This window comes from Pseudomonas sp. A-B-19 (genome assembly GCF_019947515.1).
Classification (GTDB): domain Bacteria; phylum Pseudomonadota; class Gammaproteobacteria; order Pseudomonadales; family Pseudomonadaceae; genus Aquipseudomonas.
Window position 1 is genome coordinate 60,803 of sequence record NZ_JAGYGN010000020.1, and the last position, 26,360, is coordinate 87,162.

The following is a 26,360-nucleotide window of genomic DNA, read 5'->3' on the forward strand; positions in this document are numbered from 1 at the left end:
GTATCATGGCGCGATTGAACCAGACAACGAGGCAAATTGATGTCGGAAGCAAAAAGCGTCAACGGATTCCTGATCAGTCAGGTGAAAGACGGTCAATGGTGGGTGGCCAGTGCCGCCGGTGAAAATATCGCCGGACCTTTCCCTACCGAAGCCCTGGCAATCGAAGTGGCCTCGGTGCTGGAGCTTGAGCACCCGGAACCCAAGCGACGTAGCAAGGACAAGAACTGATCGACGTCCAAGGTGAAAAGCCCTGTCATTGCACAGGGCGTTTTTGTGAGCGCATGCGAAAGTCGTGGCCCTTGGCTATAACCTTTTGCGTATGACGCTGTCTCAGCGTTAGCCCACCACCCTGACGACGACCACTCCATGAAGAAATTTTTGCCCCTGATTGCAATACTGGCCCTGAGCGGCTGCGCAACGTCGAAAGAAACCTACCTGGGCAACGGAGAAAAAGGCCTGTCGATTGATTGCTCCGGGCAAGCCAATTCCTGGGCGGCGTGCTACGAAAAGGCCGATGCGTCCTGCGCAGGCACCGGCTACAAGATTGTCGGAACCGATGGCACGCCCTCGCTCAAGGAGAGCGACAAGACCCTCGGCGCCGACATCGGCAACTACAAGAGCCGCAACGTTGTGGTCATCTGCAAGTAAGGCGCCGCGCCCTACAGATGAATTTCAGCGAATTTGATGCCAAGCCCGCGCAGGGTATCGATCAGATCATCAAGGCGACTGAAAGATTCGACTTCATCATTGTCATCCACCAGGAAATAGCTGCGCCCGGCGCTTTTCTTGAAAAACACGATCCATTCCCCCAGCTCCGCCGGATTCTGAATCACATGAGTGGCAGAGATCAAACCCTCTGCATGGCGCTCCCGGACCTGCTCTCGCTTCATAGTCGACTCCATAAATGACGATGCCGCCAAAGCAGGGCTTTGGCGGCATCGATGCTGATCGCCGACAGTCTATCAGCCGGAAATGCACGCGTTGGCAGCATTCTGCACGTCCATTGGACGCACCGGGACATTGGACATGCTCTCGTGCAGCTTGATGCTGCTGCCACCCGAACGCTCTTCAATGTCGAATACGGCGGACGGGCCCGAGGAATACTTGAGTGGCACGATGACACGCACCCCATCCTTGTGCGGTTCGACTTGCAGGGCGCCACGACTGTCGGCCAGTTTTTCGCTCAGGCATTGCGCATATTCATGGGGCTTCTTGCCAGAAATCACGTTCATGGTCGGCAGCGACTCGTTGATTTCCGAGACATTCGCACAACCACTCACCAATACCGCCAGCGAAAGAACCAAAAAACCCCACTTCATACAAAACCTCCGATAAAGAGGGTCGGACAGCGCAGATGCGTTTTTTCTCCGAGACAAACTGCTTTATCGCTCATCAAACGTGAAATTAGCGTTTTTAATTGTCAAAGTGGCCGGATAATAAGGCCTTCGGGCTGATAAACTGCGCCAATCGCCCATGCTATCGTTTTGATTTTGTAGAAAAAGCCCTTCTGGAGGCGCCTCATGAAATTTATCCATCAGCGCGAGCACCTCAATGAAGACGACATCGTCGTCATTCAATGCTCCCAAATGTGCAACATCCGCTTGATGAACGACGCCAACTTCCGCAGCTTCAAGAACGGCGGTCGTCACACCTATCACGGCGGTGCATTCGACACGTTTCCGGCCCGCATCACCGCTCCTAGCACCGGCTTCTGGAATATCACGATCGACACCGTCAATCGCCGCGCTATCAGTGTGACGCGCAAACCCACCCTGACCCACTCGATCAAAATCATTCGCCGCTCCAGCACGAAACTGAGCTGATCAGCGAACCCGAAACACCAGACAGGCAGATACAACCGTGGCCCAAACGACCAAGTACGTCATCAAATACAAACTCAACGGTGAGCGCCGCTTCGAGTTTGCCCAGCTTGAAAACGGCACGCCGGAAGAAGCCAAGGCGGCGCTGGATGCCATTCATGGACAGGACGACGTCATCAGCGAAATCAGCGTCAGCAAAGCGCTGTAACACGATCCGGAGCGACAATGGACGTCGGCTCCCTCTCGCAGTTCGACCGCAAGCAGCGGAGTGCCAGCTTTATTTTTGCCTTGCAGACTGGCGACCTCAACAACAAGAGGCCCGGCAATGAGCGAGCAATATCTGGACAGGCTGGACTGGCCCCGGCTGGAACAGCAACTTGATCAGGACGGTTGCGCCGTCATCCCGTCACTGTTGAGCCACAAGGCTTGCGGGCAAGTCAGCGCCTTGTACCCTCGAAACGAGCCGTTTCGCTCGCACGTGGTGATGGCTCGTCACGGGTTCGGCCAAGGCGAATACAAGTATTTCAGCTACCCGCTACCGGAACTTGTAGCCCGCTTGCGTATCGCGCTCTACCCACGCCTGGTGCCCATCGCCAATCGCTGGCAGGAACAAATGGGTTTGCCCGAGCGTTTTCCTGAAACCCATCAAGCCTTCCTCGAACGCTGTCATGCCGCTGGTCAGAACCGCCCGACCCCCTTGTTGCTGCAATATGGTCCGCAGGACTACAACTGCCTGCATCAGGATTTATACGGTGAGCATGTTTTCCCACTGCAAGTGGCGATTCTGCTGTCGGAACCCGATGAAGACTTCACCGGTGGCGAGTTTGTCCTGACCGAACAGCGTCCGCGAATGCAGTCACGCCCGATGGTCATCGGCCTGAAGAAAGGCGACGGGTTGATCTTTGCCGTCAACCAGCGGCCAGTCAAAGGCGTTCGCGGTTACTACCGAGTGACCCTGCGCCACGGCGTAAGTCGCCTGCACAGTGGCAAACGGCATACCCTTGGAATCATCTTTCACGATGCGTCATGAACCCATGAACCCGCTGACTTTCGATCTGTTTGCCGATGCCGAGCCTGAGCAACAGCCCAGGCGCGAGCAGATCGGCGAACAGTCCTACGTACTCAGAGGCTTCGCCCTGCCCTGGCTGGAATGCTTGCTGCCTGCCCTGGAAAAAGTGCTGGTGGCCGCGCCATTTCGGCAGATGGTCACGCCCGGTGGCTTTACCATGTCGGTCGCCCTGAGCAGTTGCGGCCAATTCGGCTGGACCACTGACCGCAGCGGTTATCGGTACACCCGCAATGATCCACAGACCGGCCGGCCCTGGCCAATGATGCCCGAGGTGTTTCTGCAACTGGCGCAAGCGGCGGCACTGGCAGCGGGTTTCGCCGACTTTGCACCGGATTCCTGCCTGATCAACCGCTACGTCCCCGGGGCAAAAATGTCATTGCATCAGGATAAAGACGAACATTCCTACGCAGCCCCTATCGTTTCGGTATCCCTGGGCTTACCGGCGATGTTCCTGTTCGGTGGCTTTGTGCGCGGCGACCACAGCCAGCGCATCCCCCTGCTGCATGGCGACATCGTCGTCTGGGGTGGCGTGGATCGCCTGCGCTATCACGGCGTACTGCCGATCAAGGACGGCCATCACCCGAGACTGGGCGAGCAACGCATCAACTTCACCTTCCGTACCGCCGGATAAAGACTTCGAATTTGACCGCAAGCACCGGAGTGTGTGGGAATTGCCCCATGGTTAATGTGCAGGCAACTCCTAAAAGGACGTGACGCCATGACTACCCAATCGACCAAGATCTCCACCGAAAACGATCCGCGCTGGGTCGCCGTGGTCGCGCGCGATCCCAAGGCTGACGGGCAGTTTGTCTATGCCGTGAAGACCACAGGCATCTATTGCAACCCCAGCAGCCTCGCACGCTTGCCCAAGCCGCAGAACGTCGAATTCTTCGATAGCGCCGAACAGGCCAGGGCCGCGGGTTATCGTCCGAGCAAGCGTGCGGCAAAAGATCAGAGCGAACTCGCCGCGCAACATGCCACCACCGTGGCCACCGCCTGCCGCCAGATCGAAACCGCCGAAACGCTACCTACGCTGGGCGAATTGGCCGATGCGGCAGGGTTGAGCAGCTTCCACTTCCATCGTGTGTTCAAAGCCGTCACTGGCCTGACGCCCAAGGGTTACGCCGATGCCCATCGCTCACGCAAGGTTCGCGAACGGCTGGCGGACGGCGGCTCGGTGACCGATGCCCTGTACGACGCTGGCTTCAACTCCAACAGCCGTTTTTATGAAGCAGCCGACCAACTGCTCGGGATGAAACCCGGGGATTACCGCGCAGCCGGTCAAAACAATGACATTCGTTTTGCCGTTGGCCAGTGTTCGCTAGGCGCGATTCTGGTGGCGCAAAGTGAGCGCGGCGTTTGCGCGATCCTGCTGGGCGATGATCCGCACCAACTGGTCTGTGATCTGCAAGACAAGTTCCGGCGCGCCAACCTGATTGGCGCCGATCATGAATTCGAGCAATTGATTGCCAGGGTCGTCGGCTTTATCGAGGCGCCGGCCATTGGCCTTGATTTGCCGCTGGACGTACGCGGCACGGCGTTTCAGGAGCGAGTCTGGCAAGCGCTGCGGGAAATTCCCGTTGGCAGCACTGCCAGCTACGCCGAGGTCGCTCAGCGCATCGGCTCGCCGAAAGCCGTTCGCGCCGTGGCTCAAGCCTGCGGCGCGAACAGTCTGGCAGTAGCGATCCCGTGCCATCGCGTGGTGCGCAGCGATGGCAACTTGTCGGGCTACCGCTGGGGTGTCGAGCGCAAACGCCAGTTGCTGGAGCGCGAGTCGCAGTGATCAGCGATTCACATCCACCACCACGCGCCCGCGCAACTGCCCGGCCAGCAAGCGCGGCGCGGCGTCGATGGCTTCGCTCAAGCCGATTTCGTGACTGATCAGCGGCAACAGGTTGAAGTCCAGGTCCCTGGCCAGGCGATTCCAGGCTTCCACCCGTTTGGCTTTGGGCTGGGTTACGCTGTTGATGCCGGCCAGGGTCACACCGCGCAAAATGAACGGCGCGACGGATGCGGGAAAGTCCATGCCTTGCGCCAGACCACATGCCGCGACGGTGCCATTGGCCTTGGTGCTGGCGCAAGCGTTGGCCAGGGTGTGGCTGCCGACCGAGTCGATGACTGCCGCCCAACGCTCCTTGGCCAACGGCTTGCCGGGTTCGGACAGCGTGGCCCGGTCGATGATTTCGCCAGCGCCCAGTTGCTTCAGGTAGTCGTGTTCAGACGTACGTCCGGTAGACGCGACCACCCGGTAGCCGAGACTGCTCAGCAACGCGATGGCGAAACTGCCGACGCCACCGTTGGCACCGGTGACCAGGACTTCACCCTGTTCAGGCGTCACGCCATTGTGCTCAAGGGCCAGGATGCACAGCATGGCCGTGTAGCCCGCCGTACCGATGGCCATCGCCTGGGCAGCGGTAAACGCCTTGGGCAGCGGGATCAGCCAGTCACCGTTCAGGCGAGCCTTCTGCGCCAGTCCACCCCAATGCCCTTCACCCACGCCCCAGCCATTGAGCAGGACCTGGTCACCAGCCTTGTAGTCCGGATGCCCGCTGACTTCGACGACACCGGCCAGGTCGATGCCCGGCACCATCGGGAATTTACGCACCACCGGGCTACTGCCGGTAATCGCCAGGCCATCCTTGAAGTTCAGCGTGCTGTAGGCAACACGCACCGTGACATCGCCTTCGGGTAACTGATCGTCCTGGATCTCTTGCAGCGTGGCCCGGTAACCGCTGTCGTCTTTGTCGATCAAAATACCTTTGAACATTAGGGCCTCTCAATGGAATCAGTCTGGTGGTGGTGCAATGGAAATAACACATGGCAGCAGATTGGCGTACTCGACTTTAAGCCAATCTGCCAATTCCACAACCCTTCCCAAGCGATGAATCACTCCTTCAGTGGCGCAGGCTTGCATCGACGCTGAAGCAAGCTTGAAGTACTGAAATGACGACTGGCCTTGCGCCAGTCGTTGCGTTACAAATCCTGTTCTACCGTCCCTGCCCTGCTTCAACGTCGGAGAACACAACACATGAACCAATGGCCAGATACGCGCATTCTTGACCTGCTCGGGATCGAACTGCCGATCATTCAGGGGCCGATGGCCGGTGCCACGAACTCGTCCATGGTGATTGCCACCTGCAATGCCGGCGGCCTGGGCTCGATGCCGGCGGCGATGCTCAGCACCGATCAACTGCGCGAAGAGCTGAAAACCATCCGCCAACACACCCAGCGCCCGATCAACGTCAACTTCTTCTGTCATCAACCTCCGGCCCCTGATGAACAACGCGCCCAGGACTGGAAAAACCTGCTGCAACCCTACTACCAGGAACTCGGCGCCGATTTCGATGCGCCAACCCCGGTGTCCAACCGGGCGCCGTTCGATGACGCGGCCTGCAAAGTGGTGGAAGAGTTTCGCCCTGAAGTGGTGAGTTTTCACTTTGGCCTACCGGAAAAATCCTTGCTCGACCGGGTCAAGGCCAGCGGTGCGAAAGTGCTGTCCTCGGCCACGACCGTCGCAGAAGCCGTGTGGCTGGAGCAGCATGGTTGCGATGCAATCATTGCCATGGGCTACGAAGCCGGAGGCCATCGCGGGATGTTTCTCAGCGATGACCTGAGCAGTCAGGTGGGGACTTTCGCCCTGGTGCCACAAGTCGTCGATGCGGTGAACGTGCCGGTGATTGCCGCCGGCGGCATCGCTGACGCACGAGGCGTCGCCGCCGCCTTCATGCTGGGCGCTTCGGCGGTACAGGTGGGGACGGCGTACCTGTTCACCCCAGAGGCCAAGGTCAGCCCGTCTCATCACAAAGCCTTGCGCACCGCCAGGGAAAGCGAGACGGCCGTCACCAACGTGTTCACCGGTCGCCCGGCCCGGGGCATCCTCAATCGGGTGATGCGTGAACTGGGCCCCATGAGCGCCAAGGCTCCGGCCTTCCCTCTTGCCGGTGGCGCGCTGATGCCATTACGGGCCAAAGGTGAAGCGGACTTCAGTAACCTCTGGGCCGGCCAGGCCTTTACCCTCGGGGTCGAGTTGACCACCGCGGCACTGACTCGACAACTGGCTGAAGAAGGATTAGCGAGACTGTCAGGTCGCCCCTGAACAGCACTTTCATTAAAACTGTATACAATTTTGTGACAGCACATTCCGTTGAAAGGCAATTCGCTATATATTTTTGTACATAACGATTAACCTGCTGCAATTGCCTTCAACGGAGCCGTTTCATGACCACTCGTGCCTCATGGTCCACCCTTGCGAGCCTTCTCGCCATATTCGCCTTCGGCTCGGCCCAGGCGGACGAAGTCCAGGTGGCTGTCGCCGCAAACTTCACCGCGCCCATCAAGGCCATCGCCGCTGATTTCGAAAAAGACACCGGGCACAAGCTGGTCACCTCCTTTGGCGCCACCGGCCAGTTCTACACCCAGATCAAAAACGGCGCGCCATTCGAAGTATTCCTCTCGGCAGACGACAGCACCCCGCAAAAACTTGAAACCGAAGGCGACACCGTCAAGGGGTCGCGCTTCACTTACGCGGTCGGCACGCTGGCACTGTGGTCGGCCAAGGAAGGCTACGTCGATGCCAAGGGCGATGTGCTGAAAAAGAACGAATACCAGCACCTGTCCATCGCCAACCCGAAAACTGCACCGTATGGCCTGGCGGCGACCCAGGTGTTGGCCAGGGAAGGTCTGACCGACAAGGTCAAAGCGAAGATCGTTGAAGGCCAGAACATCACCCAGGCCTACCAATTCGTCTCCACCGGCAACGCCGAATTGGGTTTTGTCGCCCTGTCGCAGATCTACAAGGACGGCAAGATCACCAGCGGTTCGGCCTGGATCGTTCCGGCCAGCCTTCACGACCCGATCAAACAGGACGCTGTGATTCTCAACAAGGGAAAGGACAACCCGGCCGCCAAGGCGTTGGTTGACTACCTCAAGGGGCCGAAAGCGGCAGCTGTCATCAACGCCTACGGTTACGAAATCTAAATGTCGCTATCGAGTGCCGATTATTCCGCCATTTGGCTGACCCTGAAACTCGCGTCCCTGACGACGGTCATCTTGCTGATTGTCGGCACTCCGATTGCGTTATGGCTCTCGCGCACCCGCTCCTGGTTGCGTGGCCCGGTCGGGGCGATCGTTGCCCTGCCCCTGGTGCTGCCACCGACGGTAATTGGTTTCTATTTGTTGCTGACCCTCGGCCCTCACGGGTACATCGGCCAGCTCAGCCAATCACTCGGCCTTGGCACCCTCACTTTCAGTTTTGCGGGGCTGGTGATCGGTTCAGTGTTGTATTCGATGCCGTTTGTGGTCCAGCCGCTGCAAAACGCATTTTCCGCAATCGGCACACGTCCGCTTGAAGTGGCCGCGACGCTGCGGGCCAATCCCTGGGACACCTTTTTCAGCGTGACGCTGCCCCTGGCCCGCCCCGGCTTCATTACCGCGGCCATTCTCGGCTTCGCCCACACCGTCGGCGAGTTCGGCGTAGTACTGATGATCGGCGGCAACATTCCCGAGAAGACCCGCGTGGTCTCGGTGCAGATCTACGATCACGTCGAAGCCATGGAATATGCCCAGGCCCATTGGCTGGCCGGGGCGATGCTGGTGTTCTCGTTTATCGTCTTGCTGGCGCTGTATTCCAGCCGAAAAACCAAAGCGGGCTGGAGCTGATCGATGATTCAAATGCGCCTGAAACTACGCTACCCGGGCTTCGTCCTGGACGTCGACCTGCAACTGCCGGGGCGTGGCGTCACTGCGCTTTATGGTCACTCAGGCTCCGGCAAGACCACCTGCCTGCGCTGCATCGCCGGCCTGGAGCGGGCCGATCAAGGCTTTATCCAGGTCAACGATGAAGTCTGGCAAGACAGCGAAAACAAGCTCTTCGTCGCGCCGCACAAACGCGCGCTCGGCTACGTGTTCCAGGAAGCCAGCCTGTTTCCTCATCTGTCAGTGCTGGCCAACCTGGAGTTCGGCCTCAAGCGCATTCCCAAGTCGCAGCGTCGGGTCGATATGGCCCACGCCACCGGGTTGCTGGGCATCAGTCATCTGCTGGACCGGCACCCAGAACACCTTTCGGGTGGTGAGCGACAGCGCGTTGGCATGGCCCGCGCGCTGCTCACCAGCCCGGGATTGCTGTTGATGGACGAGCCGCTGGCCGCGCTGGATGCCCAGCGCAAAAGTGAAATCCTGCCGTATTTACAACGTCTGCACGACGAACTTGACATTCCGGTGCTGTACGTCAGCCACTCCCAGGATGAAGTCGCGCGGCTGGCTGACCATATCGTGTTGCTGAGCAACGGCAAGGCACTGGCCAGCGGCCCGATCGGCCAGACCCTGGCGCGCCTCGACTTGCCGCTGGCGATGGGCGATGACGCCGGTGTGGTAATCGAAGGTCGCGTGAGCGCCTATGACGCCGACTATCAACTGCTCAGCCTGCAATTGCCCGACACCACTCTCAACATCCGTGTACCTCACACACCGATGGATACGGGTCAGACACTGCGCTGCAAGGTCCAGGCGCGGGATGTGAGCCTGAGCCTGCACAGTGCCGAGCACAGCAGCATTCTCAATCGCCTGCCGGTTACTGTGGTCAGTGAAATGAGCGCCGACAATGCCGCCCATGTGCTGATTCGCCTGGACGCCGCTGGCTCGCCGCTGCTTGCACGGATCACGCGTTATTCCCGCGACCAACTGAACGTCCATCCTGGCCAGCAACTCTGGGCACAAATCAAAGCGGTCGCGGTGCTGGCCTAAATCCGGCGGCACCTGAGCCGACGATTAACCTGCCTGTTTTTTGCACGATCACCAATGGCTTCTATAGTTGATCTGTACACGAATCAGCTGCGGTGACGCCATGGAAGACATTTTCGTCGTGAAGCGTTGCAACAGAATCATCATCCATGGTCGCCGTGAGGGTGAATATGACCACCTGCCACCGGATGCCGCGGTCTGGTACCGCATCGCCGATACCCGAACCCAGGGCTTCATCGGAGACGGCTACGATGTTGAAGAAGACGCCCAGCGCATTTGCCGGCAGTTGAACGCCAAATCACAAGTGACAGCCCGACAAAGTTGACGGCCTGTTACCATTTTTCAACGGGTCTATACTGAACTGGTTGAAGGATCAGCGACCCCAACGGCAGAAAGCTCGCTCCAGGCGGGCTTTTTGCTGCCACACCCAGGTTTCTTGAACGGAGGTGTCACCCATGTCCGAAAAAGAGTCCATCACCACCCTGCTCACCTTACTGGACTCCCGTCAGGCCCGCTTGGCCGCGGCCTGCAAGGAAATTGCCGACTGGGTCGATCATCAAGGCGGGCACCCCACCGCCCTCAGAATTCGTGATCGCCTGAACGACATCGAGAAGGACACGCCGCTGATTCGGCACACGCTATCGTCACTCAAACCTGTCGACCCGCCTCTGCCCAGGTTCAGATGATCCGTTACGGATTTGCGGTACGAGGACAGGCCTGACTGGCCGTTTGAATGGTGACATTGACGTCGCCGTGTGTCTGCCTGCCTGATTGACTTTCACTTGCTTCCACAACCTGGCCTGGTGCCGGGATTTTTTGTTGCCCAAACCAGTCGACTCTTGCGGGGGCTCAATCGAGCACGGGCTCCATAATCTGGCGCAGGGACATACGCTTGAACGCCTCGACCAGTGCTCGCCCTTCCTCTGGTGCACAAGTGACCGCAAGGCGAATGGTCGCCTCGCCCAGGTGCCAGATCAGAAACGCCGATGCCTGAACCTGTTGTTCATCGATATCGGGATATACGCGATGCATGGCCTGGGCCAGCAGTGCTCCGGCCACCCGGCTCTCCTCCAGCTCCAGTCGCAACAATTGCTTGTCGGCCTGCATGCCGGACCAGATGTCACGCATCACCGGTGTCGCCATCACGATCTCGTAATACAGATCGAGCAACTGCACATAGGCCACCTGCAAGCCTTGGGCATCCTCGACAGCCTCCATTGCCTGTGTAATGCAACGACGACTTTCAGCGTTGTAGCGTTCGGCCAGCGTGCGGATGACGGAACTCTTGTCGGGAAAATACTGATAGAGGGAACCGATCGAGATCCCGGAATGCTCGGCAATTTCACTCATCTTGAGTTGGTCGCAGCCCTTGTCCGCAATCAATTGAGTCGCCACTGTCAGAATCCGCTCCTGACGCTCTCGGCTGCGTTGTTGCGTGGGATTGCGTCGAACCGCTTGCGCAGCAGACTGTTCGAGGGTTTCAAGGGTCTTTTTGCGCACGAGTGAATTTCCCGGTCAATAACGTGACATGTACTCACCTTAGCATCGCCGTTCGCCGCGCCCAATAACGGATGCCACACGTCGGGGACTTCGAGCCGCTGGGTTGACGACAAAACATGAGCATCTATCATCTTTTAAACGTGAGTATCACTCACATTAATCGATGGAGATGAACGCGATGAAAACCAATCAACCAATCACACTGGTCCTCGGCGCCACGGGCAAAACCGGGCGGCGAATCACACAACGACTCGAAGCTGCCGGCCTGGCCGTTCGCCGAGGCTCCCGTGACGCGAATCCCCCTTTCGACTGGGAAGATCGATCAACCTGGGACGCAGTGATAGATGGCGCTCATGCGGTCTACATTTCCTTCCAACCTGATCTCGCCGTTCCAGGCGCCCTTGAAACCATTCAGGCGTTCACCGACCTGGCAGTGAAAAGCGGAGTCCGCAAACTGGTTTTGTTATCCGGGCGCGGTGAGATCGAAGCGCAACAGGCCGAACGTGTCGTACAGAACAGCGGGATTGACTGGACGATTCTGCGGGCCAGTTGGTTCTGCCAGAACTTCAGCGAGGCGCACTTTCTTGAACCCATTCGGCAAGGCGAACTCGCACTCCCCGTCGGCGATATCGCCGAACCCTTTGTCGATGCACAAGACATTGCCGAATGTGCCGTCGCCGCACTGACCCAACCCGGACACACCAACCAGCTCTATGAATTGACCGGCCCTCGGGCGTTGACCTTTGCCGAAGCCGTGACCGAGATCGCCCGCTCCACCCATCGCGACATCGAATTCGTGACCGTACCAGCGGATGCCTATCGACAGGCAATGGAACAGGCACAACTGCCCCCGGAGTCGATCGATCTGGTGCTGTATCTGTTCACGACGGTGCTCGATGGCCGCAACACGCCCGTGACCGATGGCGTACAACGGGCACTGGGTCGGCCGGCACGCGACTTTAGCGACTACGTACAGCGCACTGGCGCTACGGGCATCTGGGGAAATGGAAGTCCGATGTAACGCATTGGCGAGAACAGGTTTCATCGGCTAGGGTGTCTTGCGTATCGAACTGCGGCACCTTTATTGGCAGGAGCCTGATCAAGGAGGAACCCATGTCACTCAAACGTAGTGCCGAACAAACCTACCGCCAGTGGTCCAGCCCGATCCTCTTGGAACTCAAGGAGCGAGAACATCAAATGAACCCGTCAGATCGCCAGGCCCTGGAAAACGTACTGCTGGAAAGAAGACTGATCGATACCGGCAACCCGACCGGTAGCGATCGCCGCAAGGCAGACCCGGCGCCCTGAACAGCATCAGGCAATCACCATCAAGACCTACGTAATGAAGCAGAAACAACCAAGGGTTTGCACAGCGTTCGCTCGCGAACCCTTGGCTTCAGAAAACGCCGGGCAAAGGAATCGATGGCTTTGCCGCGCTAAAACCACCCACTACGCTCGTCTTCCAGTTCCTGGCGGCATTGCTTGAGTTGGGCACTGTAAATCTCTGACTGCTTTTGCACTTTCCGGGCAACCTGCATCAGCCACGGTTTACTGCGATAGGTATCGCGACTATAGCCCCCACGCCCTTCGTGGTAAGCCAGGTACTGATTGTAGGTGTCCCATTTGGAGATCCCCAACTGACGCTGGGTGCCAGTGGTGTACCAACCGATAAACATGATCGCGTCGTCGAAGCTGTCACGCGAACCACCCTTGCCGGTATCGCCCTTGTACTCGCCCCACACCGGATCTTGAGCCTGCGCATAACCATAAGCAGAACTGACTCGCCCCCAAGGGATCACCCAAAGCAGATAGTCACGAGGCGGCAATGCATCTGCCACGAAGCTGCTTTCCTGCTTCATGATCGCCATGGCCACATGCAGAGGCGTCCCATATTCACTCTGCATTTGCAGCGAGTCCTCATACCAGTCGGGATACTCACGGTAAATACTGCAGAGGCTGCCTTGATCTCTGGGTGGCGTAGTCGTGCAACCTGTCAAAAACATAAACAACAAAGCCAACAGTAAAACTTGTCTTTGTTTCATCCAGCACCCTCAAAAAAAATAAAGGCATGAAGTGCCCTCCGATTACTGCAAGGTGCCTGAGTCGGGCAGTTGCAGGCAAAAACATCAGAAGACATCGACCTTGACCGCGTCACCCTTATTGAGAGACTGCTTTGTAAGTCCCTATTGCAAAGCCAGGCCCTGCAAGGACTTCATGCCTGAGGTGATTCCTTTTGCGTGGGCATGACCGGGTAGTCCGTTCGGATGCGGTACGTGATGAACTGGAGCATAGGCTGTTTTAGGCGAAGTAAAGAAAAAGGGCGACTTCCTCTTAGTCAGCATGACACCGCCGAACATTGGACCTGGATAACGTATTACCAGTGAGCGCCGATACTGCGAACGCTCATACTTTTGACGCGGCACCTCCAGCATTCCCCAGAATTCGCCAAAGACGGCGATTCCCTAAAAAACTACGAATTAATGATTGAGACGGGCAAGGATCGGTCCTTCGGGCGAAGACTCCAGAATTTTGACTTCCCCCTACCCAATGGCTTTGTCGGGCGGCACCAACTGCCCTAGTTGCGTTGCCCGACGGCGAGTTACGGATAAACAACCAATCAGGCACGCCCTGCCGTATGGGACCCTGCGCCGGGTCTCGAATTACTCGCTGGGGCGATTACAATCCGTGGTCGGAGTCCGCTTTGATTATTGACCGAGACCGACCAAAAGCTGCCTGACGGCTTTGTCTAAGAGATCACAAACGCTCCACCTGTTGCAGCTGCGCATCAGGCACCTGCGAAACCCGGGGCGATTCAAAACAGCGCGATCGACACTCGCATGCAGTGAAGTGTTTCGGCTGGGTCGAAGTCCGTGTACGCGGTGCCAGAGAGCGAACCTCGTCGGCGACCACGGCAAAGCCTCGTCCCAGCTCCCCCACCCGGCCCGCTTCTACGGCAGCGTTGAGCGCCAGCAGGTTCGTCTGCTCAGCAACCCAATTGCAGGGCGCCCGCGCTTGCCTGTGATGTCGCTATAGAACCAAGCCACTTTCACCTCCAGTTGTGCTCAGGACACCAGTTGTTGACGGTCGGCCAGGAAGCGATCCTGGTGAGTCTGCTTTTTCTTGCCCGTGTATTTGAGTTTGGATAAGTTCTTCTACATGGCGCGTTACAAGGCACACGGACAGGGTGACTGGTTGACGGTGAGCGGCTAGCTTTCTCTTTAGCGTCGCCACAAGTAAAAAAATAGCGTATATAAACATTCATTTGATATTTCAAATTCATCCAAAGGTGGCAAATTTATCGGGGCGAAAATTTTTAGCAAGACTATAATAAAAAGATTAAATGCGCACGAGTGATAACTGCAGGGCGGATGCATTAGAAGCAATAGAGATTTATATGTGTGGATAATTTCCGAGATGGCTGGTTAATAATATTTTTCCTGTGATGATTTGGTGTAGTGGTGAGGATTTGATATGAACGTCTTGTTGGAAGAGCTGCACACCTATCATCATGAGGTGGCTATCAAAATCACTCAGATCAAAGGATTGCTGGGGAGGGTTAGGCATGAATCCGCTGGCGTCGATGACTGCAAGCTGTTGTTTAAGCTGCTGGAAGCCTTGCATGGTGATGCAGAGCTACACCACCATGAAAATGAAGAGCTTATTCGGCGGGCCTTGCTAGCGACTGAGGCACCGATCCACCAACGGGTCAAGGATATCGAGCGAGATCATCAAGCATTTGCGCGCATTGCCGGACAGCTCAAGATGTTGGAGGACTCAACTCAGGAGGTGAGAGTAATCGCTGACACTATCGATGACTTCATCAAGAAATACTACGATCATATGGATACTGAGGAGAATATTTTCTTCCCGGTGGCAGATAAGTGGTTGTCAGACATCCAGTGGCAGGAAATAAAGCGTCAATGGCATTAATTAATCGGAGCTTTGATCGCCCAACTTAAAAACCAGGCGACTACTTAATACTCGATCTGACAAAATTATTGGGTGGGTGCCTAATGATACGCCACTGGATTGCAGGATTACTTGTATAGAATTACAAACGAGATGAATTGGGAGCCTTACAACCACACATTCGCCGGACGTGGAACAAGCGTTTCGGCTAATCATATTATTTCAGTTATAGATCTCCAGCCTGCTACGGAGAATTCCGTCACGGGGTTATTGGGGGGGCTGCGGGTGATGATGAAATCTCTTGTGACCATGTTTAGGCAGATGAGCCGCCCCTGGTTTCGTTGGCTGATCTGAGGGCTTACACGGCTCAACCGATAGCTGTGGTCCACCGGCAACGCTGGGGGCAAACCTCAACCAATAAACAGTGTGCCCAGGCACTGATCGGCCAGGAGTATCCGGTCAAACTGTAAGTACGACCGTGCAGTGGCTGCATGTGCCAAACAAATGCAGATGCGCTACAACTCATAGAACTCTAGGGTCCTCAAAGAAGCGAGCGAATGTGGATGAGACACAATCTCTGCATCGTCAGGCTGGTTCAGTTCGCATCCGCTTCGCTCATCATGCTGGTCACCGGTGCAGTGGCAGAGGATCTCGAACCCAGGTCCTACGCCAATACACCGGTCGGTATCAATTTCCTGTTTATAGGCTACAGCGATCTCCATGGCAACGTGACGGCCAACCCCTCGATCCCGCTCGAAGATGCCAAGCTCAACATCAAGACTGTCATGTTTGCCTTTGCCAGATCCCTGGACGTCTGGGGCCGCTCGGGGAAGTTCGATATCGTCGTGCCCGAGGCAAAATTGACCGGATCAGCCTTGCTTGCCGGTGAACCCAAGGAGCGTGATGTCACAGGGTTGATCGATCCAAGATTTCGCTTCTCGGTCAACTTGTATGGCGCCCCGGCGATGTCCCTGGCTGAGTTCCCCAGCTATCAACAGGATGTAATTATCGGGGCCAGCCTGGCGATCACGGCGCCACTCGGCCAATACGATGACAACAGGCTGATAAATCTCGGCAACAATCGCTGGTCATTCAAGCCCGAACTCGGGGTTTCCAAACGTGTAGGCCAAGTGACCCTGGAGTTATCCGGTGCGGGAACCTTTTACACCGACAATGACGAGTTACTCGGCGACCATGTGCTTTCCCAGGACCCGATTTACCAGATACAGGGGCATCTTATCTACGCCTTCAGCAATGGCGTCTGGGTTTCGCTGGATGCGACCTACTTCGCTGGCGGCAGCAGTTCAGTCGATGGAGTCAGTAACCACGACTTTCAGGAAAACACCCGCTACGGATGCACCCTCACGCTGCCGTTAAACCGCAACCATTCGATAAAACTGAATGCGAGCAATGGCGGACATACCCGCACGGGCAGCGAATACGATGCTGTTGGCATGGCCTGGCAGTATCGCTTCGGCGCAGGGCTTTGAAACACAGGATTCACGCTACGTTCCAACCATGCGTTCGTGGGACATTTGTCCGATGCTGGTTGCTTACCAATGCCCGGAGATGGCTCAGACAAATCGAGCGTCACTTGGCCTGATGCGACGGATAAATACCGGCAAGCCGCGCTATCACGACCCCCACATAAAAGACGCCTGAAAATTCTTCCACCATCACCAGTGAGCGGGCGTGGTTGGTCAACGGGATAGCATCCCCGTAACCGGTGGTCGTGAGCGTCGTGAAGCTGAAATAGATCAGTTTGAAGAAAGTGCCGTGTTGTCTGAAATCGAAGTTGCCAGGGCCGAATGAGCCAGCGGCGGAAATCTCGACCAGGGCATAGATGAAGGACCAAACAAAGGCCAGCATGATGTAGCCCGCAAGCGCGCCATGCAGCTTGTCGGCTGTAATTGGCCCGCGCTTGAGAAGGTAGCGAAGCACTCCGCTGAACGAAACCGCAAGAGACACCGCATAGGTTATCCCGGCAAGTTCAAGCGTCGCGATACTCTCGGCCCACAAGGCCGCCCATTGCAGGCCAACTCCAAGCAACGCCAGGCACAGCTTGAGGATGAATCCCGACCGGGTCTGCCGGGTGGCGAAAGCACCCACGAGCAGCACGGCCGAAAACAGAATGCCGAGCAATATGCGAGCAATCAGACCCTCCTCAAGAAAGGGAAACAGAAGGATCAACCCTAGCAAAAGCAGTAACAGATAGGTGCAGGGCCCCAGCCCTATCACCATTTGAGCTAAATCCGCGTCGGATTCGCCTGTATCTTGCGGATTTGTCATACCGGTTTCCCTGATGCCGAATTAACGCGCGATACCTGACGTTGCACGGGTGAATTCTGATCTTGCTTCAGAATAGTTGGCAGTGAAACTCTAGTCGCGAATACCTTTAAGAGGATTCAACCTGACAGGCAGCTATAGGGTTGTGGATTCAACCGTGTAGATCCGGCACTGCAACGCACACAGGTTTGGCGTGAATCCGGTGTCCATTTGGGTAACCGGTAGTGCCTGAGGTTGCATGCGCGTCGTAATGCAAACTACCAATAGGGCATCCGCGGCACGTTGAAAAATCATCGCACTTATTTGGGTTTCGCGGATATTGGTATCGAGCGGCACAATCGGTTGCGCTTCGGGTCGCGTGCAGACGAAGTGCTGTTTGCCGGGCACTAGGTCGAGGTATTGGATCGTGCTCACGGTCAGCCCTCACTCAGAAGTGCACAGTGATTGGCTGGGTTCACGGGGTTATTTTCAAGTCACGACATCACGGTGTGACGCAATTATCGTCAAATTACGGTGTGATTTTTTGGAGAATCGCAATGCGTTGGAATCTGTCGTTATTTCCCTGCTCATGACGGGCACAGCCAACGCGGCTGATAGCGCCAGCTGTTACGCCATTCAATCGGCAGATGCAAAGGCGTACTGCCTCGCCAAAGCCCATAGCAATTCCTCTGGTTGCTACTCGATCCAATCCAGCGATATGCGCTCGCAGTGCCTCGCAGAAGTTCGGAGGTGAGCACCATTATTGAAATCCGGGCCAACCTTGAAACATTGGCAGCGCTTGCACATGAAACCGATCAAGCTGAGCGACGGATACTCGCAGCCGCACTGGAGCGGCTTGAAACTTTGCGAGGTGAACCTGGTGCTGAGGATGATCGCCGGACGCTGATAGGCATCGTAGGTCGGGCGAGAGAACTGCTTGCCCAATGGGGCCCTAACAATCACCTATCGTGGAACGGTGATTGACGGGGGATTGACAGAGATGAGGTAATTTGCTGAAAGACATTAGATATGTTGCGCAAGCCCTTGATAAATATGGTCGAAACCGGAATCGAACCATTCTCTTTGTTATTGAAAATAAAGGGAAATTTTAGTTCGAAAATTTTTCTACCTCTATGTGTACCTTCAGTCTGCGAGCAACCGTAAAATCGCGCGCAGGGGAAAATGAACATCTTCGCCAACAAGGAATAAGCAGTTCGTGCCGGACGCTCTTTGAATCATCAGATGAACATGGTCAAACTCCCCACTCATCGTACATCTGTTATAAATCGCGCCACTAAATACAAGTATGGATCGCTATTATCGACAGCATCCTGCCCAGGGTGACCTCACTGCTTAGGCCGGCCTCCCCTAATACTGCAAACTGTAATAACCCGTTACCAGCCCAGTTGCTTGTTAAAACCGAGGGCGTCGTAGTAGTCATGCTGCGTGATAATTTTGCCGTTCTTGAGATGTATGAAACTAACACCCTTAAAGCTGAGGGGGCGCTGAGTCGCAGGGGTCTCCGCGCTCCAAGGGCCGGTATTGGTGCCATTGAATTCCCATTCGAAGGCAATGCTCTCGCCGTTGACAATCGGCTCGCCGAACATTTTCCATTGCAGATCCGGCACCGCCTGCATAAACACCTGGATGACTTGGGTCTTGGCGTTTTCGCGACCAACCTGAGGCGTGCCCACCGAAGCGTCGAGAAACTCAACGTTGTCAGAAAAGTACTCGGCCGCAGCATCGGCATTATGAGCATTCCAAGCTTTCATATAGTCATGGATCACATCGAGGGTATCGTTTTGGCCTGCCGCAAAACTTGCATGACTGGCCAGAACCAAAAACAGCCCGAACAGTAGCGAGTGGATTCGAGACGTCATAGCCTTCAACCTTTTTGTCAGGAGATGGGTTTGCCTGCCGCGCGAAGCGGCAGACATTGATGTCACCTAGCGGTTTTTCCAGGCATCCGAAGCTGGTGCCTTGCCCTTTTCATAGGGACGAAACAAGGTCATGTATAGGACACCGACAAGGATGACGATGGCACCGACAAGTGCGATGCCGTAGTTCACATACCAAGGCGCATCCGGGGTACGCGGCCAGGACATATTGATGATCGCGAACATGCCGTAGCAGAGGGCAGCGATGTTCACTATCCAACCCCAACGCCCCATGGTGAACTGCCCCTTGGGTTTCCACCCACGGATACGGGCGTACAGTGCACCGCCAACAATCATCTGGAACGCCAGGTAAATACCGATGGCGGCAAAGCTCACTACCAGCGCAATAGCGTTCTGAAGGTAGAATCCTACACACACAATGATCGCGGGCAGCACGCCACACACCACCAGGGCTGCAGTCGGGACGTGTGTCGTAGGCGAGAGTTTTTTCAGCACATTACTGCCCATGAGCATTTCGTCTCGAGCATAGGCATAGAGCAGACGACTGGCGGATGCCTGCAAACTCAGCACGCAGGAAACGAACGAAACCGTAATGACCGCCATGACTACCCGAGAACCCACAGGACCAAACGCGCTGCCGAATATGGTCGACATAGGGTCTTTGTCTTGCCCGGAAATGACCGCAGCCATATCTGGAACTGCAAGGATCAACGCCAGGGCCGCAAAGATGGAGGCGGCGCCGCCGATCCAGATAGTCATCCGCATCGCCTTTGGAACTTGGCGGCTAGGATTTGGGGTTTCCTCGGCAACATCACCGCAAGCTTCAAAGCCGTAGTAGAGAAACATCCCCGCCAATGAGGCCGTGAGAAACGCAGGCCAATAGGCCCCATCAATGGAAATATCAAAAGTATTGAACAATACGCTCAAAGGCTGGTGGCGTTCGAAGATCAGCAGGTATCCACCGATCAACAAAGCCCCGACCAGTTCGCAGAGAAAACCGAACATCGCCACCCGCGCCAATAGCTTGGTACCACTGAGATTCAAGACCGTCGCCGTCGCCGTCAAAAATAGCGCGACCAATGTGTTAGTTATCGGCGACGACTCGAAACCTAGAAGGTTTGCGATGTAGGGGCCAGCCCCCAGCGCGACGGCGGCAATGGTGACACATAGGGAGATGGCATAAATCCACCCGACCATCCATGCCCACTTCTTGCCAACCAGACGACGGGCCCAAGGATAGACACCGCCGGAAATCGGGTATTGAGAAACCACTTCGCAAAAAATCAGACAGACCAGCATCTGGCCGAACCCCACCAGCAGGTAGGACCAGAACATTGGTGGCCCGCCGGCGGCCAAGCACAGGCCGAACAAGGTGTAGACCCCTACTACCGGGGACAGATAGGTGAATCCAAGGGCAAAGTTCTGCCACAGACTCATACTACGTTCGAAATTTGAGGTGTACCCAAGGGCGCGGAGTTGCTCCGCGTCTTGATCTACAGCTACCTTGGCGCTAATTGAGCTGTTCATTGCAACATCCTTCAAAAAGGAATTTGTTTTAATAGGCGTTGATCGGACAGTGCCATTCCATCCGTTGCGCGATTAACCAGAGTTGACTCAGAGTTGTATCCAGGTGGCCTTGATCTCCGTGTACTTATCAAAGGCATGCAGAGATTTGTCACGGCCATTACCGGACTGTTTAAAGCCGCCGAATGGCGCCATCATGTCACCGCCGTCATAGAGGTTGACCCAAACACTGCCGGCACGAAGTGCGCGGGCCATGTTGTGGGCTCGAGACAGGTCAGACGTCCAGACAGCTGCGGCCAGACCGTAAGGGGTGTCATTGGCGATGCATACCGCATCCTCTGCTTCGTCGAATTCGATGACTGACAGTACGGGACCGAATATTTCTTCCCGGGCGATTTTCATCGAGTTGCTGACGTTGTCGAACAGGGTTGGCTCTACATAACTGCCACCGGCTTCTACCCGTGCAACGCGTCCCCCGAGCAAGAGCCGCGCACCTTGCGCTTGACCCTCTTCGATGTACTGCATCACCCCATCCAGATGACGGCCGTCAACCATTGCGCCGACGTTGGTATCCGGGTCGAGAGGATGCCCCGGCTTCCAGCCCTTCATGGCCTCGACAACCATCGGTACAAAACGCTCTTTGATCGATGCCTGCACCAGCAAACGTGAACCGGCAGTGCAAACCTCACCTTGGTTGAAGGCGATGGCTGCCGCTGCTGCTTCGGCCGCCACCTGCAGATCGGGGGCATCAGCAAATACGATGTTGGGACTTTTGCCGCCGGCCTCGAGCCAGACTCGCTTCATATTCGACTCACCCGCATAAACCAGTAGTTGCTTGGCCACTTGGGTCGACCCGGTAAACGCCAAAGTATCAACGTCACCGTGCAGGGCCAACGCCTTGCCCACGGTGTGGCCATAGCCCGGCAGAACATTGAGCACACCCGCTGGAAGACCCGCCTCCAGAGCAAGCTGTGCGATGCGGATAGCCGTCAGCGGAGAACGCTCCGAGGGTTTGAGGACAACTGAGTTACCGGCAGCCAGCGCCGGCCCCAACTTCCAAGACGCCATCATCAGTGGGAAATTCCACGGCACGATAGTCGCAACCACCCCAACCGGCTCCCGGGTAACCAGCCCGAGCTGATCAGCCGAGGTCGCTGCCACCTCATCGTAGATTTTGTCTATTGCCTCACCGCACCAGCGGATACTGTCAATGCTCCCCGGGAGGTCGACCGACAGCGAATCGGAAATCGGCTTGCCCATGTCCAATGTTTCCAGCAGAGCCAGCTCTTCGGCGTGGGCCTGCAACAATTCGGAAAAACGCACCATCACTGCCTTGCGCATTGCCGGTGCTTGGCGTGACCAGACACCGGACTCGAACACCGACCGGGCACTGGCCACCGCCAAATTCGCATCTGCCGCATCGCAACTAGCGACCAAGGCAAGCACACGCCCGTCAATAGGACTTATGCACTCGAAGGTTGCACCTGAACTGGCCGACACATATTTGCCATTGATGAAGGCTCGCCCTTCAATGCTCAGCGCCTTGGCTCTGGCTTCCCACTCTGATCGGGTCAACTGACTCATGGTTAAAACTGCTCCTGGGTTCGGATGGATGCGATCTCAAATCGCCTTAAACATATGGAACCATATCTTTTAACCCATGAGAACCCCAGGAAAGCGAATATGAGGTGTTTTTTTTGACTTTTTAGGCGTTAAAATTCTATAATTCCCCCACGAATACGTACAAAAACAATATTAAATATGAAATAGAATTTTAAAAGAAACGCACATCCGGACGCGCTTGACGCTACATCGGACTATTGCCACAGGCGTAAAATGGCGCCGCCCATGAATGAATCAACCATGAGCCCTACTTCAAGCCTCATACGCCTTAACCAGGAAGGTAAAACGGAGTCTGTTACCCGTCGCCTGATAGAAATGATCGATCTGGGGTTGTTCACAGAAGGCGAGCAGCTCCCCAATGAAAGTGCCCTGGCCACCCAACTCGGCGTCGCCACGGTTACGCTGCGGGACGCGCTTGCGGTCTTGCGCGAGCGCGGGGTTATCGAAACCCGGCGCGGACGCAGCGGCGGGAGCTTCATCTGCGCCGCGCCGCAAACCTCAGATCAGTCCCTGTTCGATCAACTACGTGAATTCAGCACGCTTGAACTGCGTGACCTCGCCGATGAACACGCTGCCATTTCAGGCGCCGCCGCCCGACTGGCGGCTCAGCGCACCGGGCCTGAGCAACATGCAAGACTGAGCAGCCTTGTCGACGCCCTGGCCAACGCTCAAGAGCGGCGGGAGCGCCGCCGAGCAGACGCCAGATTCCATATCGAAATAGCCGTGGCAGCGCAGTCTGTGCGCCTGACTCACAGCGAAGCGCGTCTGCAGGCGGAGCTTGGGGAACTGTTATGGCTGCCGTTTGCCGGCCAACCAGACCCTCAGGCCATCGAGCGGGAGCATAGAGCTATCCTGGAAGCCATCGTAGCGAACGACGCCAATCTGGCCGGCGCACTGGCAGAAGCACATGTAACACGAGGCGTTCGCCGCCTAAGCACCCTACGACTACAACAAATGGCAGAAGGCGACTAATGAATGGAACGAAACTTGCTGAATTATTCGCTCGCTATGCAGCTCGGTGTCGCACACCCCGTTGACTGCAGGCACCGCATTGTCTTCTCTGAGTCATGAGGTAGAGCCATGGCTAACGAAATGTCAGCAAACGAGCTGTCCCAATGTGCCACGTTAATCAATGCTTCCGTAAGTAACGTATTCAAGGGGCTCAACGATATGAGCGCCGCGGTATTGAGCATTTGGGAGCATACGTGTAGCAAAAAGGAGCGCCCCGGCCAAGGCGACCTGAAGCCATTGCTGCCGATTATTCGGCAAATCCTGAACTCGGAGAACCTCAAGTTTCATGGTGCCGGCGTGGTATTCGCTCCTGGTGAGCTGGAAGGCCGCGAAATGCATCTGGAATGGTGGTGCCGAACCCAAAAAGAAGAAATCAAGCCTCTGACGCTGAATTTTAATAGCCGTAGCGACCGTTTTTACGATTACCTGCACATGCCTTGGTACACCCGCCCCCAGCAAACCCGGCAGCCCTCCATAGACGGCCCGTTTGTGGATTTGTACGGCACGGAGCAGTACATCGTTGCGTTCTCGGTTCCTATTTTTTTCGCAGATCGCTTCATTGGTGTAGCTGCTGCCGATATTTCTCTGCACTCCTTGGAGCCCTTGCTCGTGCGCAGCCTTATGCGAGTCAGTAATGAGGCGTTGTTACTCAACGCCGAAGGAAGAGTGCTGGCGGCTAACACACCGAGTTGGCTGGCCGGTGATTTGATCCGAGGCACCCTGAGCCTGGACAAAGAACAGGGTCGCGTCCTGAGCCTTATCGACACATCGTCATATTGGAGCGTCGTAGAGCGGCCTGTCCCAAGGTTTTGATCAAGACTCCATCTTGGTTTGAAGAACCAAATCTCAACCCAGGCGCATCAGGAAAAGTCCCCCCGAATGAAAGCTCCTGCCATGGATGGCTGGAGGTCGCCATGCACTCTGCTACCGAAAGTGGCCCCCATTCTAGCCGCCTATTCCATCAGGCAATTGCACAAGAATCATCTCAACCGAATTGACGAAGCTGTGCACTCTCGCCGCGACACTGGAAGATCACAACCTTTAGAAGGAGCCGCAGTGGGTCGCGCAGCCACTGGGTTCTTCACGAAGTCCGTGAACGACTGAAACAAGTACTTTGACGCCTCACTCCACACGTTTCCTGCCCGTCGGGCCTGACTAAAACCCGCGTTGCGGTCAGATCATTTTTCGAAGTTTGGAGCTAGAGGGGACGCACTCAAATCGAGGCGGCTGTAGTGGAAATGAATACAGCTTTTGACCTGGAGGTTAGCCAGCACCCGGAACAACGGGCTGACCTAGAGACATTGTGAGCCGGATTCGTTGGTCAGCTTACACCGATTAATTAAAAAGATATAAATCATGGTTATCAAACAGAGGGTGTACGGCTACCGGGACAGCGAGCTCTTTTTCATGAAGATCAAGAGCGTCTTTCCCGGTAATCCGTGAAGAATCATTTTTACTCACGAAACGAAGATGGTGGCACGACCAGTACCTGGGCCGCGCCGATGATCGATACACCTTCATGACACCGAGACGCGCTATCAGGAGTTGTGCGTGTAGCCCTCCCACTGATGCCACATGCTTTGGTTGACACCCAGACCAAACCAACGGTCAGTGTCGTCGAGTGCACGGCTAAACGTATCAACCACAAACTGTATTTCTTCTGTCGTGGATATCAGTGGTGGACAGAATGCAATCGAGTCTCCCATCGCCCTTGTGATCATGCCGTACTCCTGCGCACGTCCCGCCAGGTAGCGCCCCAGCTTCCCAACCGTATCCAGCGGCTCCTTTGTCCGACGATCTGCAACGAGCTCCACAGCGGCGATCAGTCCACAGCCCCTGACCTCCCCTACCAACGGATGATCAGCAAATTGAGCCAGTCCGGCCTGAAGTTGTTCGCCCAACTCGCAGGCGCGCTCGACAAGCCGATCTTCCTGGATGATCTTTATGTTTTCCAGCGCAACTGCAGTCGCAACCGGGTGGCCGCTGCCGGTGAAGCCATGGCCCAGAGTACCGAAGGTGTGACTCTGATCGGCGATCCCCTCGAAGACCTTATCGTTGATCAGGACCGCCGCGATCGGTTGATACGAAGAAGATAGTTGCTTGGAAACCACCATGACATCCGGCTTGATGCCGAAGGTTTCGCAGCCAAACATCTTACCGGTACGACCAAAGCCGCAAATCACTTCATCCGCAACGACCAGCACGTCATATTTGCGACACACGGCTTGAACCTTGTCCCAATATGTGCGCGGAGGCACGATCACGCCGCCCGCCCCCATCAGCGGTTCGCCGTAAAAAGCGGCTACAGTTTCCGGGCCTTCCCGGAGAATGACATCTTCCAGTTCGGTTGCCAGGCGATCAGCAAATTGTTCGTCGGTCTCGCCAGGTTTGGCATTGCGATAGTGGTGCGGACAGGCAACGTGAAAGAAGCCGGGCAGCGGCACATCAAAACCACGTTGATTCACCTGCAGTCCGGTCAAACTGGCGCTGACAGCAGTAATGCCGTGATACGCATTGTGACGGCTGATGAACTTCTTTTTGCCAGGCTTGCCGATTGCATTGTTGCGATACCAGATCATCTTGACGACGGTGTCGTTGGCTTCAGAGCCTGAGTTAGTGAAGAAGACTTTGCTCATCGGCACCGGGGCGAGTTCGATCAGCTTCTCGGCCAATTCGATACTGGGCGTGTGAGCCTTGTGGCTGAAGAGGTGATAAAAGGGCAGTTTGCGTAGCTGTTGCTCTGCCGCCTTGATCAGGCGCTCATTACTGAAACCCAGCGCCACACTCCAAAGACCCGACATCGCTTCAAGATAACGCTTGCCTTGGTTGTCATAGACGTAAACGCCTTCGCCACGCTCGATGATCAGCGGGCCTACTTCCTGGTGCAGTCGCGCATCCGTGTAGGGGTGCAGTTGATGCTGAACATCCTTTTCGGCGAGCGAAAGATACGAGCGATTCATGTTAAGGAACTCCGGGGAATGGCGGCCATATGGCGTTGTTACA

Annotated in this window: 30 protein-coding genes and 2 pseudogenes; 20 read left to right on the top strand and 12 right to left on the bottom strand. The window is 56.1% G+C overall.

Annotation, left to right across the window (positions count from 1 at the left end; genetic code table 11):
* The first annotated feature begins 39 nt into the window (after nt 1–39).
* Nucleotides 40–228 (top strand): hypothetical protein, encoded by a 189-nt coding sequence (locus KGA81_RS20850; protein ID WP_223547986.1) that lies wholly within the window; start codon nt 40–42, stop codon nt 226–228.
* Nucleotides 229–366: 138 nt separating this feature from the next.
* Complete coding sequence (locus KGA81_RS20855) at nt 367–648, top strand: hypothetical protein (RefSeq protein ID WP_223547987.1); 282 nt, start codon at nt 367–369, stop codon at nt 646–648.
* Between the two features lie 11 nt (nt 649–659).
* Here the strand turns inward: KGA81_RS20855 and KGA81_RS20860 are convergent, their stop codons facing one another.
* The gene (locus KGA81_RS20860; protein ID WP_108217429.1) at nt 660–890 is read right to left on the bottom strand and encodes a hypothetical protein; all 231 of its coding nucleotides are present in this window, start codon (nt 888–890) and stop codon (nt 660–662) included.
* A 72-nt stretch (nt 891–962) separates the two neighbouring features.
* Complete coding sequence (locus KGA81_RS20865) at nt 963–1,319, bottom strand: hypothetical protein (protein ID WP_223547989.1); 357 nt, start codon at nt 1,317–1,319, stop codon at nt 963–965.
* A 201-nt stretch (nt 1,320–1,520) separates the two neighbouring features.
* On the opposite strand from KGA81_RS20865, the gene KGA81_RS20870 reads away from it, so the two are divergent.
* From KGA81_RS20870 to ada, 5 genes are all read left to right on the top strand, one after another.
* Nucleotides 1,521–1,823 carry a DUF1883 domain-containing protein gene (locus KGA81_RS20870; protein WP_007912251.1) on the top strand — a complete coding sequence of 101 codons (303 nt, stop codon included), beginning with the start codon at nt 1,521–1,523 and terminating at the stop codon, nt 1,821–1,823.
* A 37-nt stretch (nt 1,824–1,860) separates the two neighbouring features.
* Nucleotides 1,861–2,028 (top strand): hypothetical protein, encoded by a 168-nt coding sequence (locus KGA81_RS20875; RefSeq protein ID WP_191624874.1) that lies wholly within the window; start codon nt 1,861–1,863, stop codon nt 2,026–2,028.
* Nucleotides 2,029–2,145: 117 nt separating this feature from the next.
* Nucleotides 2,146–2,850, top strand: a complete 705-nt coding sequence (locus KGA81_RS20880) for a 2OG-Fe(II) oxygenase (protein ID WP_223547991.1) — start codon at nt 2,146–2,148, stop codon at nt 2,848–2,850.
* Nucleotides 2,840–3,520: a DNA oxidative demethylase AlkB gene (alkB, locus tag KGA81_RS20885; protein ID WP_223547993.1), complete on the top strand. Its 681-nt coding sequence runs from the start codon at nt 2,840–2,842 to the stop codon at nt 3,518–3,520. Before KGA81_RS20880 ends, alkB begins: the two co-directional genes overlap by 11 nt.
* Nucleotides 3,521–3,607: 87 nt before the next feature.
* Nucleotides 3,608–4,672, top strand: a complete 1,065-nt coding sequence (ada, locus tag KGA81_RS20890) for a bifunctional DNA-binding transcriptional regulator/O6-methylguanine-DNA methyltransferase Ada (RefSeq protein WP_223547995.1) — start codon at nt 3,608–3,610, stop codon at nt 4,670–4,672.
* Here ada and KGA81_RS20895 read toward each other — a convergent pair whose 3' ends face one another.
* Nucleotides 4,673–5,656 carry an MDR family oxidoreductase gene (locus tag KGA81_RS20895; RefSeq protein ID WP_223547997.1) on the bottom strand — a complete coding sequence of 328 codons (984 nt, stop codon included), beginning with the start codon at nt 5,654–5,656 and terminating at the stop codon, nt 4,673–4,675. It lies immediately after the preceding gene.
* Nucleotides 5,657–5,917: 261 nt separating this feature from the next.
* Between KGA81_RS20895 and KGA81_RS20900 the strand changes: the two genes are divergently transcribed.
* From KGA81_RS20900 to KGA81_RS20925, 6 genes are all read left to right on the top strand, one after another.
* Entirely contained in the window at nt 5,918–6,985 is a 1,068-nt protein-coding gene (locus KGA81_RS20900) for an NAD(P)H-dependent flavin oxidoreductase (RefSeq protein ID WP_223547999.1), read from the top strand.
* Between the two features lie 122 nt (nt 6,986–7,107).
* Nucleotides 7,108–7,866, top strand: a complete 759-nt coding sequence (gene modA, locus KGA81_RS20905; RefSeq protein ID WP_223548001.1) for a molybdate ABC transporter substrate-binding protein — start codon at nt 7,108–7,110, stop codon at nt 7,864–7,866.
* Nucleotides 7,867–8,547: a molybdate ABC transporter permease subunit gene (gene modB, locus KGA81_RS20910; protein WP_223548003.1), complete on the top strand. Its 681-nt coding sequence runs from the start codon at nt 7,867–7,869 to the stop codon at nt 8,545–8,547.
* 3 nt (nt 8,548–8,550) lie between these two features.
* Nucleotides 8,551–9,630, top strand: coding sequence for a molybdenum ABC transporter ATP-binding protein (modC, locus tag KGA81_RS20915; protein ID WP_223548005.1), 1,080 nt, complete (start codon nt 8,551–8,553; stop codon nt 9,628–9,630).
* Between the two features lie 100 nt (nt 9,631–9,730).
* Nucleotides 9,731–9,952 (top strand): hypothetical protein, encoded by a 222-nt coding sequence (locus KGA81_RS20920; protein ID WP_218430734.1) that lies wholly within the window; start codon nt 9,731–9,733, stop codon nt 9,950–9,952.
* 130 nt (nt 9,953–10,082) lie between these two features.
* On the top strand, nt 10,083–10,313 hold the full coding sequence (locus tag KGA81_RS20925; protein WP_056724476.1) for a hypothetical protein: 231 nt from the start codon (nt 10,083–10,085) through the stop codon (nt 10,311–10,313).
* Nucleotides 10,314–10,476: 163 nt separating this feature from the next.
* Here KGA81_RS20925 and KGA81_RS20930 read toward each other — a convergent pair whose 3' ends face one another.
* Complete coding sequence (locus tag KGA81_RS20930) at nt 10,477–11,127, bottom strand: TetR family transcriptional regulator (RefSeq protein WP_223548007.1); 651 nt, start codon at nt 11,125–11,127, stop codon at nt 10,477–10,479.
* A 178-nt stretch (nt 11,128–11,305) separates the two neighbouring features.
* On the opposite strand from KGA81_RS20930, the gene KGA81_RS20935 reads away from it, so the two are divergent.
* Nucleotides 11,306–12,148, top strand: a complete 843-nt coding sequence (locus KGA81_RS20935) for an NAD(P)H-binding protein (protein ID WP_223548009.1) — start codon at nt 11,306–11,308, stop codon at nt 12,146–12,148.
* A gap of 92 nt (nt 12,149–12,240) precedes the next feature.
* The gene (locus KGA81_RS20940) at nt 12,241–12,435 is read left to right on the top strand and encodes a hypothetical protein (protein ID WP_223548011.1); all 195 of its coding nucleotides are present in this window, start codon (nt 12,241–12,243) and stop codon (nt 12,433–12,435) included.
* 128 nt (nt 12,436–12,563) lie between these two features.
* Here KGA81_RS20940 and KGA81_RS20945 read toward each other — a convergent pair whose 3' ends face one another.
* The 3 genes and pseudogenes from KGA81_RS20945 to KGA81_RS20955 form a co-directional block, all read right to left on the bottom strand.
* Nucleotides 12,564–13,169 carry a hypothetical protein gene (locus KGA81_RS20945; protein WP_223548013.1) on the bottom strand — a complete coding sequence of 202 codons (606 nt, stop codon included), beginning with the start codon at nt 13,167–13,169 and terminating at the stop codon, nt 12,564–12,566.
* Nucleotides 13,170–13,983: 814 nt separating this feature from the next.
* Nucleotides 13,984–14,118: pseudogene (locus KGA81_RS20950) on the bottom strand (methyl-accepting chemotaxis protein); the annotation flags it as partial.
* Nucleotides 14,115–14,279, bottom strand: a pseudogene (locus KGA81_RS20955) (IS5/IS1182 family transposase); the annotation flags it as partial. The pseudogenes KGA81_RS20950 and KGA81_RS20955, both read right to left, overlap by 4 nt.
* Before the next feature lie 319 nt (nt 14,280–14,598).
* Here KGA81_RS20955 and KGA81_RS20960 point away from each other — a divergent pair.
* Both KGA81_RS20960 and KGA81_RS20965 read left to right on the top strand, forming a co-directional pair.
* Entirely contained in the window at nt 14,599–15,057 is a 459-nt protein-coding gene (locus KGA81_RS20960) for a hemerythrin domain-containing protein (RefSeq protein ID WP_223548016.1), read from the top strand.
* A gap of 542 nt (nt 15,058–15,599) precedes the next feature.
* Nucleotides 15,600–16,526: a transporter gene (locus tag KGA81_RS20965; RefSeq protein ID WP_223548018.1), complete on the top strand. Its 927-nt coding sequence runs from the start codon at nt 15,600–15,602 to the stop codon at nt 16,524–16,526.
* A 100-nt stretch (nt 16,527–16,626) separates the two neighbouring features.
* On the opposite strand, the gene KGA81_RS20970 is transcribed toward KGA81_RS20965, so the two are convergent.
* A complete protein-coding gene (locus KGA81_RS20970; protein ID WP_223548020.1) occupies nt 16,627–17,325 on the bottom strand; it encodes a potassium channel family protein in 699 nt (232 codons plus the stop codon).
* A 726-nt stretch (nt 17,326–18,051) separates the two neighbouring features.
* On the opposite strand from KGA81_RS20970, the gene KGA81_RS20975 reads away from it, so the two are divergent.
* Complete coding sequence (locus KGA81_RS20975; protein WP_223548022.1) at nt 18,052–18,285, top strand: hypothetical protein; 234 nt, start codon at nt 18,052–18,054, stop codon at nt 18,283–18,285.
* A 410-nt stretch (nt 18,286–18,695) separates the two neighbouring features.
* Here KGA81_RS20975 and KGA81_RS20980 read toward each other — a convergent pair whose 3' ends face one another.
* The 3 genes from KGA81_RS20980 to KGA81_RS20990 form a co-directional block, all read right to left on the bottom strand.
* Complete coding sequence (locus KGA81_RS20980; RefSeq protein WP_263293409.1) at nt 18,696–19,238, bottom strand: ester cyclase; 543 nt, start codon at nt 19,236–19,238, stop codon at nt 18,696–18,698.
* Between the two features lie 9 nt (nt 19,239–19,247).
* On the bottom strand, nt 19,248–20,726 hold the full coding sequence (locus tag KGA81_RS20985) for an APC family permease (protein WP_223548024.1): 1,479 nt from the start codon (nt 20,724–20,726) through the stop codon (nt 19,248–19,250).
* A gap of 87 nt (nt 20,727–20,813) precedes the next feature.
* Entirely contained in the window at nt 20,814–22,307 is a 1,494-nt protein-coding gene (locus tag KGA81_RS20990) for an aldehyde dehydrogenase (RefSeq protein ID WP_223548027.1), read from the bottom strand.
* Nucleotides 22,308–22,586: 279 nt separating this feature from the next.
* On the opposite strand from KGA81_RS20990, the gene KGA81_RS20995 reads away from it, so the two are divergent.
* Both KGA81_RS20995 and KGA81_RS21000 read left to right on the top strand, forming a co-directional pair.
* Nucleotides 22,587–23,318, top strand: coding sequence for a FadR/GntR family transcriptional regulator (locus tag KGA81_RS20995; RefSeq protein ID WP_223531849.1), 732 nt, complete (start codon nt 22,587–22,589; stop codon nt 23,316–23,318).
* Nucleotides 23,319–23,426: 108 nt separating this feature from the next.
* The gene (locus KGA81_RS21000; RefSeq protein ID WP_223548029.1) at nt 23,427–24,170 is read left to right on the top strand and encodes a histidine kinase; all 744 of its coding nucleotides are present in this window, start codon (nt 23,427–23,429) and stop codon (nt 24,168–24,170) included.
* A 725-nt stretch (nt 24,171–24,895) separates the two neighbouring features.
* Here the strand turns inward: KGA81_RS21000 and KGA81_RS21005 are convergent.
* Nucleotides 24,896–26,317, bottom strand: a complete 1,422-nt coding sequence (locus KGA81_RS21005; protein ID WP_223548031.1) for an aspartate aminotransferase family protein — start codon at nt 26,315–26,317, stop codon at nt 24,896–24,898.
* Between the last annotated feature and the right edge of the window lie 43 nt (nt 26,318–26,360).